The 17,637-nt window shown below is 64.3% G+C and carries 21 protein-coding genes; 10 read left to right on the forward strand and 11 right to left on the reverse strand.

Features of this window, described 5'->3' with window-relative positions:
- Positions 1-148: 148 nt before the first annotated feature.
- Positions 149-556 carry a response regulator gene (locus tag GGR47_RS17240; RefSeq protein ID WP_033966681.1) on the reverse strand — a complete coding sequence of 136 codons (408 nt, stop codon included), beginning with the start codon at positions 554-556 and terminating at the stop codon, positions 149-151.
- A gap of 540 nt (positions 557-1,096) precedes the next feature.
- On the opposite strand from GGR47_RS17240, the gene GGR47_RS17245 reads away from it, so the two are divergent.
- Both GGR47_RS17245 and GGR47_RS17250 read left to right on the forward strand, forming a co-directional pair.
- Complete coding sequence (locus tag GGR47_RS17245; protein WP_167509725.1) at positions 1,097-1,261, forward strand: hypothetical protein; 165 nt, start codon at positions 1,097-1,099, stop codon at positions 1,259-1,261.
- A gap of 302 nt (positions 1,262-1,563) precedes the next feature.
- Positions 1,564-1,821 (forward strand): hypothetical protein, encoded by a 258-nt coding sequence (locus GGR47_RS17250; protein WP_147035692.1) that lies wholly within the window; start codon positions 1,564-1,566, stop codon positions 1,819-1,821.
- 409 nt (positions 1,822-2,230) lie between these two features.
- On the opposite strand, the gene GGR47_RS17255 is transcribed toward GGR47_RS17250, so the two are convergent.
- Positions 2,231-2,557 carry a hypothetical protein gene (locus tag GGR47_RS17255; RefSeq protein WP_033966713.1) on the reverse strand — a complete coding sequence of 109 codons (327 nt, stop codon included), beginning with the start codon at positions 2,555-2,557 and terminating at the stop codon, positions 2,231-2,233.
- Between the two features lie 251 nt (positions 2,558-2,808).
- On the opposite strand from GGR47_RS17255, the gene GGR47_RS17260 reads away from it, so the two are divergent.
- The 5 genes from GGR47_RS17260 (at position 2,809) to GGR47_RS17280 (ending at position 5,370) form a co-directional block, all read left to right on the forward strand.
- Positions 2,809-3,201: a DUF3768 domain-containing protein gene (locus GGR47_RS17260; protein ID WP_033966715.1), complete on the forward strand. Its 393-nt coding sequence runs from the start codon at positions 2,809-2,811 to the stop codon at positions 3,199-3,201.
- A gap of 59 nt (positions 3,202-3,260) precedes the next feature.
- Entirely contained in the window at positions 3,261-3,476 is a 216-nt protein-coding gene (locus tag GGR47_RS17265; RefSeq protein WP_033966687.1) for an antitoxin VbhA family protein, read from the forward strand.
- A gap of 296 nt (positions 3,477-3,772) precedes the next feature.
- Entirely contained in the window at positions 3,773-3,916 is a 144-nt protein-coding gene (locus GGR47_RS17270) for a hypothetical protein (protein ID WP_156143070.1), read from the forward strand.
- A 237-nt stretch (positions 3,917-4,153) separates the two neighbouring features.
- Complete coding sequence (locus GGR47_RS17275; protein ID WP_033966689.1) at positions 4,154-4,735, forward strand: hypothetical protein; 582 nt, start codon at positions 4,154-4,156, stop codon at positions 4,733-4,735.
- Between the two features lie 320 nt (positions 4,736-5,055).
- Positions 5,056-5,370 carry a hypothetical protein gene (locus tag GGR47_RS17280; protein WP_033966692.1) on the forward strand — a complete coding sequence of 105 codons (315 nt, stop codon included), beginning with the start codon at positions 5,056-5,058 and terminating at the stop codon, positions 5,368-5,370.
- Between the two features lie 31 nt (positions 5,371-5,401).
- Here the strand turns inward: GGR47_RS17280 and GGR47_RS17285 are convergent, their stop codons facing one another.
- Positions 5,402-5,665 (reverse strand): hypothetical protein, encoded by a 264-nt coding sequence (locus GGR47_RS17285; protein WP_147035691.1) that lies wholly within the window; start codon positions 5,663-5,665, stop codon positions 5,402-5,404.
- 95 nt (positions 5,666-5,760) lie between these two features.
- Between GGR47_RS17285 and GGR47_RS17290 the strand changes: the two genes are divergently transcribed.
- Positions 5,761-5,967: a helix-hairpin-helix domain-containing protein gene (locus GGR47_RS17290; RefSeq protein WP_033966693.1), complete on the forward strand. Its 207-nt coding sequence runs from the start codon at positions 5,761-5,763 to the stop codon at positions 5,965-5,967.
- Positions 5,968-6,207: 240 nt separating this feature from the next.
- On the opposite strand, the gene GGR47_RS17295 is transcribed toward GGR47_RS17290, so the two are convergent.
- The 8 genes from GGR47_RS17295 to tnpA form a co-directional block, all read right to left on the reverse strand.
- A complete protein-coding gene (locus GGR47_RS17295; protein ID WP_231565314.1) occupies positions 6,208-6,468 on the reverse strand; it encodes a hypothetical protein in 261 nt (86 codons plus the stop codon).
- Positions 6,469-6,498: 30 nt separating this feature from the next.
- A complete protein-coding gene (locus GGR47_RS17300) occupies positions 6,499-9,762 on the reverse strand; it encodes an error-prone DNA polymerase (RefSeq protein WP_147035690.1) in 3,264 nt (1,087 codons plus the stop codon).
- Positions 9,759-11,294, reverse strand: coding sequence for a Y-family DNA polymerase (locus GGR47_RS17305; protein WP_167509726.1), 1,536 nt, complete (start codon positions 11,292-11,294; stop codon positions 9,759-9,761). Before GGR47_RS17305 ends, GGR47_RS17300 begins: the two co-directional genes overlap by 4 nt.
- A 163-nt stretch (positions 11,295-11,457) precedes the next feature.
- Positions 11,458-12,219 (reverse strand): ImuA family protein, encoded by a 762-nt coding sequence (locus GGR47_RS17310; protein WP_183949601.1) that lies wholly within the window; start codon positions 12,217-12,219, stop codon positions 11,458-11,460.
- A gap of 193 nt (positions 12,220-12,412) precedes the next feature.
- Complete coding sequence (locus GGR47_RS17315) at positions 12,413-13,042, reverse strand: hypothetical protein (protein WP_147035689.1); 630 nt, start codon at positions 13,040-13,042, stop codon at positions 12,413-12,415.
- Entirely contained in the window at positions 13,039-14,670 is a 1,632-nt protein-coding gene (gene tnpC / locus GGR47_RS17320) for an IS66 family transposase (protein WP_371859730.1), read from the reverse strand. Before tnpC ends, GGR47_RS17315 begins: the two co-directional genes overlap by 4 nt.
- 57 nt (positions 14,671-14,727) lie before the next feature.
- The gene (tnpB, locus tag GGR47_RS17325; protein WP_126053281.1) at positions 14,728-15,081 is read right to left on the reverse strand and encodes an IS66 family insertion sequence element accessory protein TnpB; all 354 of its coding nucleotides are present in this window, start codon (positions 15,079-15,081) and stop codon (positions 14,728-14,730) included.
- Entirely contained in the window at positions 15,078-15,545 is a 468-nt protein-coding gene (gene tnpA, locus GGR47_RS17330) for an IS66-like element accessory protein TnpA (RefSeq protein ID WP_126053280.1), read from the reverse strand. Before tnpA ends, tnpB begins: the two co-directional genes overlap by 4 nt.
- Positions 15,546-15,604: 59 nt before the next feature.
- Between tnpA and GGR47_RS17335 the strand changes: the two genes are divergently transcribed.
- Together GGR47_RS17335 and GGR47_RS17340 are read left to right on the forward strand one after the other, a co-directional pair.
- The gene (locus GGR47_RS17335; protein ID WP_147035688.1) at positions 15,605-16,252 is read left to right on the forward strand and encodes an SOS response-associated peptidase family protein; all 648 of its coding nucleotides are present in this window, start codon (positions 15,605-15,607) and stop codon (positions 16,250-16,252) included.
- 775 nt (positions 16,253-17,027) lie between these two features.
- Positions 17,028-17,609, forward strand: a complete 582-nt coding sequence (locus tag GGR47_RS17340) for a recombinase family protein (protein ID WP_033966719.1) — start codon at positions 17,028-17,030, stop codon at positions 17,607-17,609.
- Positions 17,610-17,637 lie beyond the last annotated feature (28 nt).

Consider the following 17,637-nt stretch of genomic DNA (forward strand, 5'->3'; position numbering starts at 1 on the left):
GTGCCGACGTGATGCAGTGCAAGGCCGGTTCGCCGAGAGGGGGAGGGGCTGTTCTTACATACAGTTACACCTCTCCCCCGGAATAACCGTTCTGATTAGAGGCCAGAACGGCCCGGAGCCAAGGCTCCGGGCCTCTTCTCACGTTCACCTAGACCGCGTGCTTGAGCGGCTCCGGCTTTTTGCCGTCAGGCAGCTTTTCGCGGAGGTGGTCATGAACCATGCGCGCGTTGAACGGCTTGCCGATGAATGTCGCTTTGTCGGGCATGTCACCCTCTTCGGGCTTCACCCGCCCACTCGCGATCACGATCTCGATGTGGGGCCAGTGCTGGTCGACGTGCCGGGCCAAGGCGAATCCATTCATGTCGCCCGGCATGTCGACGTCTGAAAACAGCAGCGTGACATTCCCAGCATGATCTTGGAGAAGATCGACAGCTTCCTGGCCGGTCCCCCCGTAATAGCAACGGAAGCCAGCATCTTGGAGGATGTCGCAGGCGTCCATCTGGATCAGTGGATCATCGTCCACCACGAGGGCGTAGGGGTCGGTTGAGAGAGGCATCGAGGTACAATTCCCGGCTGAGGAAAAGGTCTCCGAGGAATGTCTGGCGTCTCCCGGCTACGCCGGGACCGTTGCTCTATTCCGCTTGCGCTCCACCGAGCCCGTACCGGTCTCGGCCCATTCGGGTGACGATCAACTGACGGTCGCGGACGCGCGCAGGAAACTTCTTTCCGAAAAGCGGCAAGATGTTTCCAAACCAGCCAAGCGACACCAGCCATCCGTGGGCCCAGCAACTCTGCCGATCGCCGGAGACGCGGAGTGGGGCGGCGGGATAGGCAAGCGTCCAGCAGACCCGCGAGGGTGGCGCATCGGGCAGTCCAATGTTGCGCAGCGAGGCTCCGGCCGTCGTGCTTCACCCCGCTCTTTGAGGCGCAATCCTTGGGCCGGGTCGGGTCCTTATACGATCAACCCACAAGGGGTCCGGGCGCTTCGCTACGGCTTTTTTCCGCGCGCGGAAAAAAGTGATCGCGGCCCCTCTCCGTCCTGTCGGGCGCCTGTCGAGCGGGGATGAACCCCGTCGGCTTCACAGGAGCCTCGGTCATGTTCAACGATATCTGGATCGCCCGCAAGAACGCCCTCAGCCTCGCACGCACCCTCATGGTCGCCACCATGATTATCTCGGTCGGCACCCAATACGCCGTCATCACCGCTGAAGATCACGACAGCTCGCTCACCGTCGTCCAGGAGTTTGACCCGTTCGCCTGACCGGTTGGGGGCCTCGCGGCCCCCGCGCCTATCGGCGCCAAGAGAGGGCCAAGGCGGGCATCGAGCCCGCCCAGGCCCCGCGCGTCGCGCGGCTGCGGCACCGTGGGAGGACTGCTCATTCGTGTCGTCCAAGTGTGACATGGGTACGCGCTCGCCTCAAGGATGCACGGCCCCTCCAATTTGCTGCGCAAATCGGTTCCTCCGTGCCCCGCTCCGCGGCCGCTTCGCGGTCCCTGACCCGATCGCTCGAAGCCCATGTCCGGGAGCTCCCGCACAAATTCGTGCAACAACGGGAGAACCCTATGCAAGTAGACCTGTATCAAACACTCAAAGGCATCAACGTAAGCGACGAACAGGCAAAGCTGGTGGTAGCCAGCATCGAGGAGTATATCGACGGGATGGTTGGAGACGCGACAAAGCCGCTTCAGGAGAAGATCGACGGCCTGCAAAGGTCTCTCGAGACGCACATGAAAACCCAAACCTGGGTCATCAGCATCATCGGCTTTACCATCGTGGCCCTGACCGCGATCGGAACGCTAGTCTCGATCCTGCGGCACTGAGGCGGAGGGGGCTCCGGCCCCCTTTTTTTTGCTCACCGCGAACCAGGCCGCACCAGCTCCGCAGCGAAAAGCTAGTCTGTCACCGCCAGAGCGCCTATCCGATCCGCGGTCGCCCAACCCGGGCGGTCAAGGGAGGTGATATCTATAGACACCGCAACAATCGTAGCACTGGTACTCGGCGTCGCGACGCTCGTCGTCGCGATCCTCGGCTTGGTGGTGAAAATCATCGAGCTGTCGCGCCACTAGGCCGAGTTGGGGACCCCCGGCGCTGGAACGCCGGGGCGTCCTTACAAAGTTTGAGCCCCGAACGCTGGAACGCTCGGGGCTCAGGGGATGATCTACAGACATAGAACATCGTAGCCCGACCGATATACGCTTCAATCCTTACCGCTTCAAGACGGCCTTGCTGTCACCCCCGCGCCGTTCTGACAGGCGGCAAAGCCTCAAACGAAGCGACGAGGCCAGGATCGCGTAGCAACGTCGTCCACGTCCCCCCGTAGGTCCGCGAGGCCAGATAGAAGGTTGAGCTGATGCACTCGACCATCCGGCAGCGCTCCAGCTTGTCGACCAGCGAGTAGCCCGGTCCGTGCCGGGCGACGATGTCGTGTAGATCCACGCGCATCAGGGTTCCGCAGCCCGAGCAGCGGGTGCGAACCAGAGCGTTCATGCGCAACATCTCGCCCGCGCTCTCCATCCAGCGGGGCCACAGGGTGACGATGTTGGCGGCATCTTGCATGGGCATACGATAACCCCCGATCGGCGCGATCGTCCAGCATGTGCATTGGTCTTAGGGGTCTCCTACTATGCGACGGTCGCGAGGGCATTTCGGGCTCCGAGGTCCTGGCCGGTGCGCTCGCGCGAGCAAGCCCGCGGGGCGGGCTTCTCCACTCCGTTTCGACCCTACGGGTGCACGCGCGATCTATGCACCGGCCGTCCTGTCGCCTGTCGAAAGGCCCCGATCGTCGGGGTCCAGGGATGGAGACCATCATGGCCGAGCACACGCCTCAACCCGACCGCGCCAAGGGTGGCGCATCTGCAATCGCCTGCCTCAACGATTGGCTTCGCGACAACATCCACGCCCCCGGCCGCAACCGCATCATGATGACGCAAGGGGTGGCCGAGCTGATCGGCGACGTCAGCCTGTTCCGCAACTTCCGCAAGCGCGCCGAGCTGCTGCGTATGGTGCGTGCCTACGACGCGTTCGACGCCTCGATCGACCCGCACGGCGAGCGTGACATGGGCCGGTTCGAGTTCGAGGGGACCGACTGCTACTGGAAGATCGATTATTACAACCTCGACCTGTCCGCAGGCGCCGAGGATCCGAGCGATCCCTTCCTCACCGTCCGCGTCCTGACCATCATGCGCGTCGACGAACGATGACCGATGCCGCCCCGGCGCGAGCCGCCGGGGCTCGCTCCAAGCCCTGAAAGGATCCACCGATGCCTGCCCGAGCCAACGCACTTGTTCAGCCTGCCGCCTTCGATCGTCACTCTCGCCAGCGCGAGGTCGACTTCGCCCGCGGCTGTGTCCGCCACGAAGGCGGCATCCTCACCGACGAGATCGAACGGCTGAATGCCCAATACATTGCCGGCGAGATCGACAGTGACGAGCTGACGAATGCGATCCTCCAATCGCAAACCGTTCAGACTCATTGACCGACGCGGAGGGCGGTGCGGGAAACCGCACCGTTTTCCGCGCGAAAGCACGAACAGAGGATGGCGTGGACGCTTGCTGCAACGTTCGCCTGTCCCACCACCGTTGGAAGGCTCTGTCGTCGACGGCCATTCATCGTGACAAGCCGAATGGACCGGCGTCAAGGATGCACGGCCCCTCCAATTTGCTGCGCAAATCGGTTCCTCCGTGCCCCGCTACGCGGCCGCTTACGCGGTCCCTGACCCCGGCCCATTCGGCTCGTCAGCCCGCCCCTGTCGTAAACGAACAGGAGGTTCACATGCATATTCAGACCGCACGCACCCAGGTTTGGCTCGCGGAACTGGCCAGCATTCAGGCAGAAATCGAAGCGCACGGTATGCCCGCGGCACCCCGGCCCGCTCGCAAGCGGACCCGCAAGCTCAAGCCGCTCTGGGAAGAATGAGGCGACGGGGCGGCGCAGCCGCCCCGCTCTCGGCATGTCTCATGCCAGTGACATTTACCCCCCCTTTTCCATGCCCCCGCTTGCCAACGGACCGAGGTTGCGGCCGTGAAGGGCGCGGCGATTTCGCCAAACCGTGTCTCGCGGTGACATTTACCCCCCCCCTTCGCGATCGTTTCAGCCGAACGTGGATTGAAACTTCCCCGACGTTCTGAATGATGGGTTCGACTGGGGAGCACCATGAAGACACTCGTTCTGATCGCATTGCTTGCGGCGAGCCTTCCTGCATCGGCGCAGGCGCAGGATACGTCCAAATCGCCGGACGGACTGTACACGGTCTCGATCGTTCCCAACGGCGCGGGGGATGAGAATGGCTCGGGCGCGGAGGCGCTGGTTCTCTACAGCACCAAGAGCAACCTCAAACGTCGGCTGCTCGTATCCAAATGGGATGGCGATTATGCCCGCAACCTCGCCAACCTCTCAAAGCCATTGTTTTCCCTCGATGGCGGCTATGTCTACTTCAACAGCTCGGACGCATCGCCGAACTCCAGCTACGTTCATCAATTCGATCTGAAGCTAAACGCGGTTCGATCGATCTGCCCCGGTTGGGCGTTGCGCGTCATGCGTACCGGACCCTATCGCGGCTATCTGCTGGTCCAGACCCACCGCTATTGGGATCGCCCGGAAGGTGGCTCCTACAACCCGGTGTTCCTAACGCACCCATCGGGCAAGAAAATCATGATGGTGCCAGGTAGCGACAATGACGAGGGCGAGCTGGCAGTCGACCCATGGCTCACAAAAATGAACTGGCGGGCTTGGTAGAGCCGAGCCAGCGAGGGGCGTCTCCCCGCCCTTATGGGGCGGGGCCGAGCTCTACTCCGCTTGCGCTCCACCGAGCCCCTGCGGGTCTCGGCCCTTCGGGTGACGATCCCTGACGTGACAACAACACAGGTGTATTACCCACCTACTGCAGGCCTAGCATGAGGTCCGGCTCCTGCCGCCTCAAGGATGCGCGGCCCCTCCAATTTGCTGCGCAAATCGGCTCCTCCGCGCCCCGCTCACGCGGCCGCTTCGCGGTCCTCTGACCCGGCATCGCTGCACCTCTTGGCCATGCCGCCAATGATGGCATGAAGGAGATTGTTATGTCGCACCGCCTCTTCGCTCAACTCGCTTTTGAGCGCGCCTTGGGCAGCGCCGCGATCAAGTCGCTGAAGGATGCGCTCACCGAGAAGGCGAACTTCGCCGCTCAAACCAACTGGCCCAAACCAGACCCATTCGCCGGGCAATATGACGTCGACGCGCTCACCGCCGAACTCGATCAGATCGTTCAAGATCGCATCCGCGACGTGCTGGAGGGTCCAGGACTGCAGATCATCGACCGGGGCGAGCTGTTCGCTGAGCCTGAGATCGTAGCTTTGGTTCAGGCCGCCAAGGCGAAACGGGACAAGCCCGGCTGAACCAACCGGGGCGGCTTCGGCCGCCCCGCATTCACCCAAGCGAAGTTGGGGACGGCACGTAAGGATGCGCCTCTCGCACCACCGCCGCAGCCTTCTCGATCACCTCTATATCCGACGCCTTTCCCGTCGGATCGATCCTCCAATTCGATCGGGGATGAAAGACGATTGGCAGTGCCGTCACTTCTCCGACGAGCTTCCTCCAATGTTCCTCCGGTTTGTCGGTGACGCCGGTCAGGAGATGAACGAGCAAGTCGCGAATATCGTCTGCGCTTGCAGGAGCATCATGGTTAGCCATGACGCAATCTAACCGCTTCAACGTCCTCAGCCATCGCGACTTTGGACCGCAACCGGGCGTCGCCGGTTTCATCACCGCCCAACGAAAGGTTGAACATGAGCGACGCATCCCTCGTGAACGTAAACACCGCTACCGCAGCGGAACTCGACGCAGTGCCCGAGCTCAAAGGTCATGGCTTCGAGATTGTCCGTTACCGCGATGAGCGTGGCAAATTCACCGATCTACGCCAGCTCGACGAGGTTCCCGGCCTGGCCGGCAAGGCGGACGGTGGAAGGTCCGCGCTGACCGTCGGCGACGCCTAAACGACTAGCGTTTGACGATGGGGACGGACGACACCGACGCATGTCCACGGCGACCGCAGCCACGGCAGCGGAGCCGGATTATCTTGGACGCTACCTCCCCATCGCCACGAAAGCGTTCAAGGATCCTAGCCGCCGGCATATTCATGGTGCGACCACAGACGCACATAATCCGCATGTCAGCACGATCCGCCGCCCATTCGGCGAGCGTTGTGTAGGGCGCCTGGATCGTCGGTCGCTTGCTCACAGAGGCGAGACATCTTCATACCGCCCCGCTTTACGAAGCTGACGGACGATCCCGTTGAAAGCAGCGGTAACGCCCTGAGCGCGGCCAATCTCATTGGTTTGCGACGCGGCGTCCCAATACAATTCCAGCGGCCAACGCTCGGGGCAGTGCGGCAACAAGCAGCGCAAGGCGAGCCGCACCTCCATGCCATCAACCGTCGTTTCCGAGCAGCGGGCGACGCCGGACCGCAAGATGTGCACTGACAGCGCGATCACCACGCGCTGGTGCCGAGGCAAGCTCGACACGGCTCAGTGAAAGTCGTGCGACTTGAAGCGCACGACGTCCTCAGGATCGGCACCCTCCGCATGAGGGGGCCAGTAACAATTACGCGGCTCAGGGCTCCACCCCTTGTCACCCCGGTCAGGCGATCCCGGATGCTGGGCGGCATCGCCACGGCCCGTCCGGTGCGGGAACGACATGTCACCGACACGGTGCAGCAGGTCGCCGTGGTCGATGATCCGGTCGCAAATGACATGGATTACCTCCCCTTCCTTCTGCACCCGCCCTTTCATGCCGATCATGGAGGCTGACATGATGGTGCGGCGCTGTGCCTCGAAACGGTCAGGCCACAGGATTCCGTTGGCGATGCCGCTTTCATCCTCGATCGTGATGAACAGCACGCCCTTCGCCGAACCGGGCTTCTGCCGCACAAGGATGATACCGGCGACCTCGACGTGCCGCCCGTCGCGAACGCTGGCGAGATCCGCGCACTTCGTGACGCCACGGCGCCTCAGCTCGTCACGGACGAACGTCAGCGGATGAGCGCGGAGCGATAGCTGTAGGTTGCGATAGTCCTCGATCACCTCGCGGCCGTCGGTAAGCGAGCGAAGCTGCACCTCGGGCTCCAGCCCCTCCGCGCTATGCACCTCGTCCGCGCGATCGGCCGCGGCAAAGAGCGGTAGCGGGGCCTCGCCGAGCCCCCTCACCTTCCAGAGGCCCTGCCGGCGATCGGCGCCAAAACTATGGAAGGCGTCGCCGTCCGCCAGTTTCTCGATCGCGGCGCGCTGCGCACCGGAACGTCGCCACACGTCCTCGACGCTTTCGTAAGCGGTGGTGCTACGCGCCGCGACGATCTTGGCGCCCTCGGCGTTCGAGAGCCCGCGGATGACCCGCAGGCCAAGCCGAACCGCCAGATAACGCCCACCGGTCCGCTCCAGCGTACAATCCCACCGGCTCGCGTTGACGCAGGGCGGTCGCACCTCGACGCCGTGTTCGCGCGCGTCTCGCACGATCTGGGCGGGGGCGTAAAATCCCATCGGCTGCGCATTCATGAGCGCGGCGCAGAACACGTCGGGATGATGGTGCTTCATCCACGACGAAGCATAGGAGATCTTCGCGAAGCTCGCCGCATGGCTCTCCGGGAAGCCGTAGGAGCCGAAGCCCTCGAGCTGACGGAAGGTGCGCTCGGCAAACTCACGCGGATAACCGCGCTCGACCATGCCCTCGATCAGCTTTTCGCTGAAGTGGCTGACCCCACCGGTGAACTTGAAGGTCGCCATGGCCCGGCGAAGCTGGTCCGCCTCGGTCGGCGTGAACCCCGCGCCGACAATCGCGACCTTCATCGCCTGCTCCTGAAAGAGCGGCACGCCGAGCGTCTTCTCGAGCACCGCGCGCAGCTCCGGACGCGGATATTCCGGCTTCTCCAAACCTTCGCGCCGGCGAAGATAGGGATGCACCATGTCGCCCTGGATCGGGCCGGGGCGCACGATCGCGACCTGGATGACAAGATCGTAGAAGCGCCGCGGCTTCATGCGCGGCAACATGCTCATTTGGGCGCGGCTCTCGATCTGGAAGGTGCCCAGCGTGTCCGCCTTCTGGATCATGGCGTACACATCAGGATCGTCGTCCTGCAGGTCCTTCAGCTCGACGTGCAGACCCTTGTCGGCCTCCAACATGTTGAAGGCGCGGTTCATACAGCCGAGCATCCCCAGGCCCAGGACATCGACCTTCATGAACTTGAGACTATCGATGTCGTCCTTGTCCCATTCGATGATCTGCCGATCCTCCATCGCGGCCGGCTCGATCGGAACGAGATCATCGAGACGGTCATGGGTCAGCACAAAGCCGCCGGGGTGCTGCGACATATGGCGCGGCACACCGATCAGCTTGCGCGCGAGGTCGAGCGTGAGACGCAGCCGGCGATCGGCGATGTCGAGGTTGAGCTCCTCGACCTGTTTCTCGCCGACGCCTTCGGCAGACCATCCCCAGACCAGCCCGGCCAGTGAGGACGTCAGGTCCTCAGGCAGGCCAAGGGCCTTGCCGACGTCGCGCACCGCGCCGCGTGCACGATAGCGTGTCACGACCGCCGTCAGCGCAGCGCGGGTCCGCCCGTAGGTCTCGTAGATCCACTGGATGATCTCCTCACGCCGCTCATGCTCGAAGTCGACGTCGATGTCGGGCGGCTCGCGCCGCTCGCCCGACACGAAGCGCTCGAAGAGCAACTCGTGCTTGATCGGATCGATCGAGGTCACACCGAGCACGAAGCACACGCAGGAATTGGCTGCGGAGCCTCGGCCCTGGCAAAGGATCCCCCGCCTCCGCGCTTCGCGCACGATCGCGTACACGGTCAAGAAATAGGGTGCGTAGCCGAGTTCGCCGATCAGCCGCATCTCATGCGCGATCTGGTTGGTGTACGCCTCCGGCACCTCGCCATCGAACATGCGCTCGACCGCTTCGGTCGCCAGCTTCTCCAAGGCCTCCTGCGCTGACAACCCCTCAATGAGGCGCTCATGCGGGTATTGATAGGCCAACTCGCCAAGGTCGAAGGTGCAGATGCGGGCGATATCGACGCTCGCCTGAAGCGCGTCCGGATAAGCGCGGAATCGCCGGACCATCTCGTCCGGCGATTTGAGCGCCCGGTCCGCGTTGACCTCGCGGCGATAGCCGAGCTCATCGACGGTGCATTTCTCGCGCACCGCAGTCACGACGTCCTGCAGCAGCCGTGCCTCTGGCGCATGGTAGAGCACGTCACCGGTCACGACGGCACGGACCCCTGCCCCGCCCGCCTGTCGCGCCAGCGCATCGATGCGGACCGCGTCCCCCGGCCGGCGCCGCTGGAACAGGGCCATATAGCCGCGACGCCCGTAGATAGCCTTCAGGTCCTTCAGCGCGGCGACGTTCTCCTCGTCCGCCTCGTGCGGCAGCAGGATGGCAACGACACCTTCGGACCACGGCTCCAGGTCGTGCCAGTGGAGGAGGCACCCGCCCTTGCCTGCCCGCTTCTTGCCGACGGTGAGCAGCCGCGTGATCCTCGACCAGGCAGGGCGGTCAGTCGGATAGAGCAACAAGCGCCGGCCGCACGACAGATCGACGCGGGTGCCCGCGATCGACCGGACGCCAGTCGCCTTCTGCGCTTCCCACGCACGCACGACACCTCCCACCGTGCCGATGTCGCTTACGCCGATCGCCGGATAGCCGAGCAGCGCCGCGGCTGCGAACAGCTCCTCCGGTGACGACGCGCCGCGCAGGAGCGAGAAGTGGGTGAGCACCTGCAGCTCGACATAGTGGGTCATCCGAAGACCCCGTGCATCCACCAGGAAAGGTCTCCGGTCTCGTCCTCGAACCCGTCACCCCGCCTGAAAACCCAGTACCGCCCTCCAGCTTCATCCTCGACACGGTAATAGTCGCGGACCGCCCAGACCTCGGCGTCGCGCCGCCACCACTCGCCGTGAACGCGCTCAGGACCATCACCGGCGACGATCTTGTACATCGTGCCTCGCCATTCGAAGCGACGTGGCGGCTGATCCGGCATCAGTGCCATGACGCGAGCCAATGGCTCTGGCTGCGGAAACAGGCGGATCGGACGCTTCCAAGCCGGCCATGATCCTGGCATTTCCACCGGGTCGGAGCGGGTGACGGCCCGTTCCGGCACATGGCTCTCGACGGGCGCAAGCCGGTAGACGGCATAGCCGCCGATCCTGCCGGCGATGACGTCGACCAAGCGTGCCGGGTCTCGCACGAGCGTCTCGCCAGCGAGGACCGCGCCAAGGTCGACCGCATCAAGCGGCTCGGTATGTGTGGCAACGAGCCAGAATTGCTCAAGCCCCATGCCGGGGTCGATCCGCTCGATCCTCAGCTTCAGAAGGCGGAGGAGGTGCGATACCTCGCGCGTAGGGCGCGACGTGCCAACGCCCACCACCTGCTCAGTACCGTCGACGCGCAAACCGGTTAGACGGAGTGCCCGCGCGCCTAGTCCCCGCGCCTGCAGAACCTCCGCAAGATCGGTCAGCAGGTCGCCCATCACCTGCTCAATCGCCTCGGCCGTGCCGATCGGCTCCAGCAGCCGACGCTCGACGATCGGGACCTCGGCATCCTCGCGCGGGGTGATCGGCTCGGCGACCGCGCCAAGCGCCTGGTCCAGGCGCGTGATCGCCGGAAGGCCAAGCCGGCGCGCGAGCGGTCCGCGCGCTACCGGCAGCAGATCCGCAACAGTCTCGAACCCAAAGCGCTTTGCGGCACTGATCGCCGATGGGGCGAGGCGCAGCGCGACGACCGGCAGCGCCGCAATTGCACTCGCCGTAGCGCCGGGCTCAACGCGGATCAGCTCGCCTCGGCCGAACCGGGCGAGCGCGTGCGCGGCACCTGCGGTATCGGCGACTGCGATCCGCGCGGTGAAGCCGGCGCGTCGGCAGAAAGCCAGAAGCCTTTTGCAAAATTTCTCCTCGCCGCCATGCAGATGAGCGCATCCGGCAACGTCGATCCATAGGCCATCGCTGGGGCTGACTGCGGCAATGGGCGACCAGCGACGCACTGCGAACAATGCAAGACGATCCAGGAGGGCGGCATCCGCCTCCGGCTCCGCCGGCCGGAAGTCGAGATCGGACACGAGCGCGCGCGCATGGGTCGCTGCCATGCCCGGATGCACGCCAAGCGCGCGCGCACCCTCACAGGCAGCTACCACCTCTTCACGCCGCCCGACCTTGCCGATCAGCGCCAAAGGCGCCTGATCTAGCGGCGCGGCAACTGGCCCGGGGATGCGCGGCGCTGGTGTCGAAACCTTGTACGGATGACTGGCAGCCTCCGAACGCCGACCCAGCTCGCGCATGGGCGGCTGCGCGTGCGCCGGCAGGCTGGCGATCTGCGCCTCTACGTCGCCACGCGACGGCATACCCTCGCGCGCCCAGCGCGCGCCGGGGCGCCACCCGCCGCCCCGCGGCACCGAACATGCACCGGGGTCGTCGTCTACCGGCAGCTCGAGGACAGGCCGTTCAGGCTGCCGCGGAGCGGACCGTTCCAACCGTCTCAGCCGCTCCACGGCCAAGCTCGGCAGGAACAGCGAGACGACCCGTCTCATCGCTGCCCTCCACAATCATGGAAAAGCCCTCACCGCCGCGCTGACGAACACACTCCACAGCCCAGCGCGCGCGCCCAACGCCCGCAACGTCGAGACGCTCGGATGGTGCTGCACCGATCCGCCAGCGGGTCCACGCAGCCGATGGCTCAGCCAGAACATCCTGGCTGAGGCCGCGAGGGCGGCGCAACAGGAGAACGGGAATATCGGCGTCAGCAGCAACGAGTTGCAGACGCCGTGTTGCCACCATCGAGACCTTGCTTGCCTCCGCGACGATCGCGCACGGCGTGCCGTCGCGCACCGCGTCTTCAACGACCGCCAGCAATGCCGCATCATCACGCGGCTGCGCAAAGATGACGTTGGCTGACGGCAGACCCGCTTGCTCCAGCGCGGGCGCATAGAGGTTTGTCCTACAGCTCGCCCACAGTACCGGCGCACCCGTACCGAGCGACTCACGCGCAGCAATGCCGGCCAGGAAAAGCGTGGTGGCGGCATCGTCGACTAAAGCTGCGCTTTGGGCCGCTGCCTCATGCAGTGCGCCAGCGCGTAACCCCCCTGCCCCGAGACGGGCGTCGATAGCCCCGACGCCGAACGGCATGACACGGTAGTCGGTCGCGGGAGTGGCGATCGTCCGCAGATGCGCTATGCTGGGCGCGAGGGAATTAAGGGCGGCGGACATAAGGGCTAGACTCTACTCGTTCCCTTTATGTTCCGTTAATGGCCGCTTGCGGTCAAGTAGGTTTTCCGCAGCTACCGAGTCCGTTCGTCGCAGACATGCCGGGCCAGCTCGCTGGCCGACATAGGAGGCGCGGATGTGCAATAGGTATCGACTGACAGCGAAACAGGCGTAAGCGTCCGGCGAGCCCTGTTCCTCACTGCTTATGGGGTGGCGACGAGCATCCGCTTTGGATCGAGAGCAGAGCGTTCAAAGCTGCCGAAGCCGCAGCCCTGAACGCCGGTGCGAGCGCGACCTTTTCCTTCGGCACAATGACACCGATAGCCCAACCTGGTTCGAGGAAGAGCAGGTTGTCGGTTGGAAGGAAGTTTTCCTCGGAAAGCTTACCGTACCCAGCTTGAGAATCAAACTGGATGGCCCTCCCGCCGAATACAGCGAGGTTCATCGACATCTGATCGGCTTCACTCATGCCGCGGTAATAGGACGGTTTGCCTGGCTGTTTGGCGTTTCCGCGGACCAGTTCCGCACCAGCCTCGCTGATGGGCTCGGCTCGATAGCTGGTGGAAGGATTGCCGTTGATGGCCGGTGCCACGCTCGGGTCAGAAACCTCGAAGAACAACCCGCGAAGCCTGCCGACTTGATCTTCCTGGTGGAAGAAGTTGGTGATGGTTCGCCCGCCTGGAACGGACAACGGTGATTTGCAGCCGATGAAGAGCTTGTCAGGGCGCTGTTGAGGCGCTTGGGGCGCGTTAGGCGAGCAACTCACGGTCACGGCAAAGACTCCGATGAGCACGGGGAATAGCCGGTTGCCGCGGGAGTTGCTCATACGTCTTTGTTGCTCCAGCTCCACGGCGCGAACTCGCCGATGCGGTTGACCGGGTGCCCATCGGCGACACGGGTGAGCACGTCACGCAGCCAGGCTTCGGGGTCGATGAAGTTGAGCCGTGCGGTCTGGATGAGGGTGTAGATCGCTGCGGCCCGCTCGCCGCCCTTGTCCGAGCCGGCAAACAGGTAGTTCTTGCGGCCGAGCGCGACGGGACGAAGGCAGTTCTCCGCGCGGTTGTTGTCCGCCTCGAGCCGGGCGTCGTCGCAGAAGCGGGTCAGCGCTGTGCGCCGCTTGACCGCATAGCGGATGGCGTCGGCTAGCGCGCCCTTGCCCGAGATGCGGCGCATGGTGTCCTCGGCCCAGTTGAAGAAGCCGTCCACGCCGACCCTGACGACCTGGCGGCGTTCGAGCCGGTCTTCCAGCGGCAACCCGCGCCCGAGTTCCTCCGCCTCGTACATCAGGTCGATCATGCTGACGCCGGTACGTGCCGTGGTCGAGCCGGTCGCCTTCCACACGTCGTAGATCTTGCGCCGGACATGCGCCCAGCACGCCACCTCGACGATGGGGCCGGGCTGCCGGCGTCCATCGTACAGCTGGTCGTAGCCCGTATAGCCGTCGGCTTGCAGGAAGCCGCTGAAGCCAGCGAGATGCGCGCGCGGTCGCTCACCCTTGCGGTCGGGCGTGTAGAAGTACGCCGCTGCCGGTGGGCCGATGCCTTGCCAACCCCGATCGTCGCGGGCGTAGACCCATAACCTGCCGGTCTTGGTCTTGCCGGTGCCCGGCGCCAGCACAGGAACCGGCGTGTCGTCGGTGTGGATCTTGTCGGCCGCGAACACGTGGGCGCGAATGTGGTCGACCAGCGGCTGAAGCAGCCAGCTGACCTGGCCTACCCAGTCCGCCATGGTCGAGCGGTCGAGGTCGACGCCCTCGCGGGCGTAGATCTCCGCCTGCCGGTAGAGCGGAAGGTGGTCTGCATACTTCGACACCAACACGTGCGCGAGCAGGCCAGGGCCTGCCTTGCCGCGCGGGATGGGCAGCGCCGGTGCGGGTGCCTGGGTAATGGCGTCGCAACGTTGGCAGGCGAGCTTGGGGCGGACGTGGCGCACGACCTGGAAGCGGCCAGGCACATACTCCAGCACCTCGGTCTCGTCCTCGCCCAGCGCCGACATGTTCCCGCCGCACGCGCCGCAGCCGTCTGCCTGCGGGGCGGCATGGACGACCTCGTGACGCGGCAGATGGTCGGGCAACGGCAGGCGCTTAGGCTTGCGCTTCTCGCGGGCGGGTGGCGGCACGCCGGCATCGGCAGACGCACTGGTCGCTTCGGCCTCGACCGTCTCCAGCTCTTCCAGCCGCAGCTCCAGCTGCTCGATCTCGCGGGAGAGCCGCTCGGACGACTGGCCGAACTGCATGCGCCGGAGCCGTGCCAGCTGAACCTTGAGCTTCTCGATCTCCAGCGCGGTCAGCTGGATGGTCGCCTTGGCCGCGCGCAGCTCGGCAACGGTGCTGGCCAGCTCCGCAGCGGTGGTAACGCGGGCCTCCTCGATGGTCGCCAGCTGGTCCTGCAACGCCTGTGCGAAGGCGCGCAGCTCGTTCGGGTCGGAGGGAAGATCGACCATCGCCAGCGACATGGCACATCCTACCACCGGCCCGACTCACGCCAAGCGAAAAGGACGAAAAAGCGCCGCTTACACGAGGGTCGGCGCGGTCACCGGGGCCGGCGCCACGGTCCGCCGCCAGTCGATGCCCTCGATGAGCAGCGCCAGCTGCGCGGGGCTGAGAACGATGCCGCCGTCGACCAGCGGCGGCCACACAAAACGGCCCTTCTCCAACCGCTTGGCGAACAGGCACATGCCCGAGCCGTCCCAGTACAGCGCCTTGAAATAGTCGCCGCGCTTGCCCCGGAACAGGAACAGGTGGCCCGAATACGGGTCGCCGTTGAGAACCTGATGGGCGAGCGCGCTCAGCCCGTCGAAGCCCTTCTGCATGCTGACCGGCTTGCAGGCGAGATATACCTTGGTGCCCGGCGCCAGCGCTATCACGACGCATGCCCCAGCGCCCGCAGCACACGGGCGAGCGCCTTCTCGTTGACGTAGCTGTCGACCGACAGCCGCACACCGGTCGGCAGGTCGATGTCGATGCTGCCCGGTCGGGTTCCCGGATGCGGCCGGACCAGGTCCTCCGCCGGCGCGGCAGGCAGCGACGGCTTAGCAGGCGGTGGCGCGTGTACGGTCGGCACCGGCGACAGCGCTATAACAGGCTCGGGGCGCGCAGCGTCCGTTACCACGCCATAGGGGATGAACTGCAACGGCTCGCTGGCGATGCTCTCCGCCTTCCGCTGCGCCGACCGCCAGTTGTAGATGAGGCTCTCGGCAATGCCGAGCTGCCGCGACAGCTCCCGCACTGTCACGCCCGGCATCGACGCCTTGGCAACCACCGCCGCCTTCTCGGCGTCGCTGTAGGTTCGCCGGCGCTCCGTCCGGGTGATGACCTCCATCCGCTCCATCTCCTGACCTCCTTCTGGACTCCAGAAGGAGACCACCACAGGTCTGGACATCAACGGCTATGCCGCGCGCGACAACACGCGGCTCACCGGACGCTTACAAACAGGCCGAGGTTGCCGCGACATTCGGCATCCGCGCACCCTATGAGATCGATGAGACGTTCCCCACCGGCGACATCTTTCCCACAGGGACTAAGACCCCCTTTTATGGCGCAGTGGTCGTCCAAGATGGCACCGATCGTCGTCTCGAAAGCATGGAATGGGGCGTCCCAACGCAGATCCCCAGCAAGCGGGACCCGGGGGTAAAGCTAACGAAATACGTCACGAACGTCCGGAACCTGCAATCCACCTTCTGGCGCTCGATGTTGACTACGCCAGCGCGTCGCTGCCTCGTCCCCGTCACGTCGTTCTCGGAATACGGGCTGAAGCCCGGCGAGGATGGGAAGAAGCCACTGCACTGGTTCGACGTGCCCAGCAGACCGTTATTCGCTTTTGCCGGTATCTGGCGACCAACGGAGCGCGGGAACGCCTACGGTTTTCTGACGACGGAGCCAAACGCGATCGTCGCACCCATCCATCCGAAAGCAATGCCTGTCATCCTGCATGATGACGACTACGGTCGCTGGCTTACCGGCGCCTGGGATGACGTGAAGGAACTGGTATCGCCCTACCCTTCTCAACTCATGCGCGTCGACCAGCCCGTCGATTGAAACGTGCGACCTTACGGCCGCCCCATCGACATGGGTCGATGGTGCTGCGAAGTTAGATGGCGCATCGATAATGATGTCATCTCGCCTTGCGCTGCGCTCGTACCTTTCCTTAAAGCTTGATGGCCTACAGAGACGTAGGACGGGGCGTGGAAACCTCGAAGGGTAAGGGCCGGTTCGAGCTATCGACCGGGTGGCGGACGCGTATGTCCAAGCCACCCGGCCAAAGGCGTTCGCGCCAAGCTTACCCTTGGTTTCCAACACCCGGTTCCGAAGCGATGACGCGCCCAGCGGGCGCGTCACCGGCTTCTTGGGAGGCGTAGATGTCCGGTTGCACACCAGAAGACGACTTCCCGATGCCCTTAGGATCGCGTTCGCCCCTCAAAACTGATGTGCCTTTGGCACTGATGAGGATGGCGCTAGCGATCCTTGACCGGGACGGCCGGCCGGTGCCGGCGTGCTATTTGCAGCAAGCAATCGACAGCTACCTCGACACCCCTCCGGCACAACCGGGACCTCAACTCGATGCTGAAGTGAACGCCTGGTTGGAACGCAACCCACGGATGCTCGATTGAAATCGCGCTTGTCCGAAACCGATCGGTTTCGGACGCGACAACCAAAATAATGGATTTGTCCGGTTCATATCTGTCCGAAACCCCTGTCCACAACTGTCCGTCACAAACCCCCCCCAGAAACGTCCGAAACTAAAAACCTCTTGTGACTTTCGGACAAAAGCCCGAGAATGTCCGAAAGTAGACTTAACCACGGAGTTTCGGACGTGCTGATTGGGTACGCTAGGGTTTCAACCCATGAGCAGGACGTTCGGCTTCAGGTGGAAGCTCTCGAGGCCGCGGGCTGTACCAAGATCTTCACGGACGAAGGCGTGACTGGTGCAGCCGTCATTAAGCCGGAGCTGGTAAAGGCCCTCGCCTATGCTCGTGCCGATGAGGACACGCTTGTCGTATGGAAGCTGGATCGCCTCTCTCGATCCATGCGCGATCTCATAGAGACGGTGCAAGCCATGAAGGCGCGAGGCATTGGTCTCCGGTCTATCAAAGAGGCCGTGATCGATACCAGTAGCGCAGCGGGAAATCTCATCTTTCAGATTTTCGGAGCTTTCGCGGAGTTCGAGCGGGGCACAAATCACGAGCGCACGCTGGCCGGAATCGCTGCTGCGCAGCGTGCCGGCACCAGATTTGGGCGCCCGCCGAGCATCAGTGATGCACAATGGGCGAAGGCGCGCGAGTTGTTCAAAGCAGAGCCTCCTGCCCGGATCGCCGACATCGCGACGCTGCTTGGGGTTAGCCGACAGGCAATCTATCGCCGCCTCGAACGCGAAAACCTCAGCCTTCCTGACTGATGCCTCGGCGCAGTCGCCTAGCGCGTCA

The organism is Sphingomonas aquatilis (assembly GCF_014196115.1).
GTDB lineage: Bacteria > Pseudomonadota > Alphaproteobacteria > Sphingomonadales > Sphingomonadaceae > Sphingomonas > Sphingomonas aquatilis.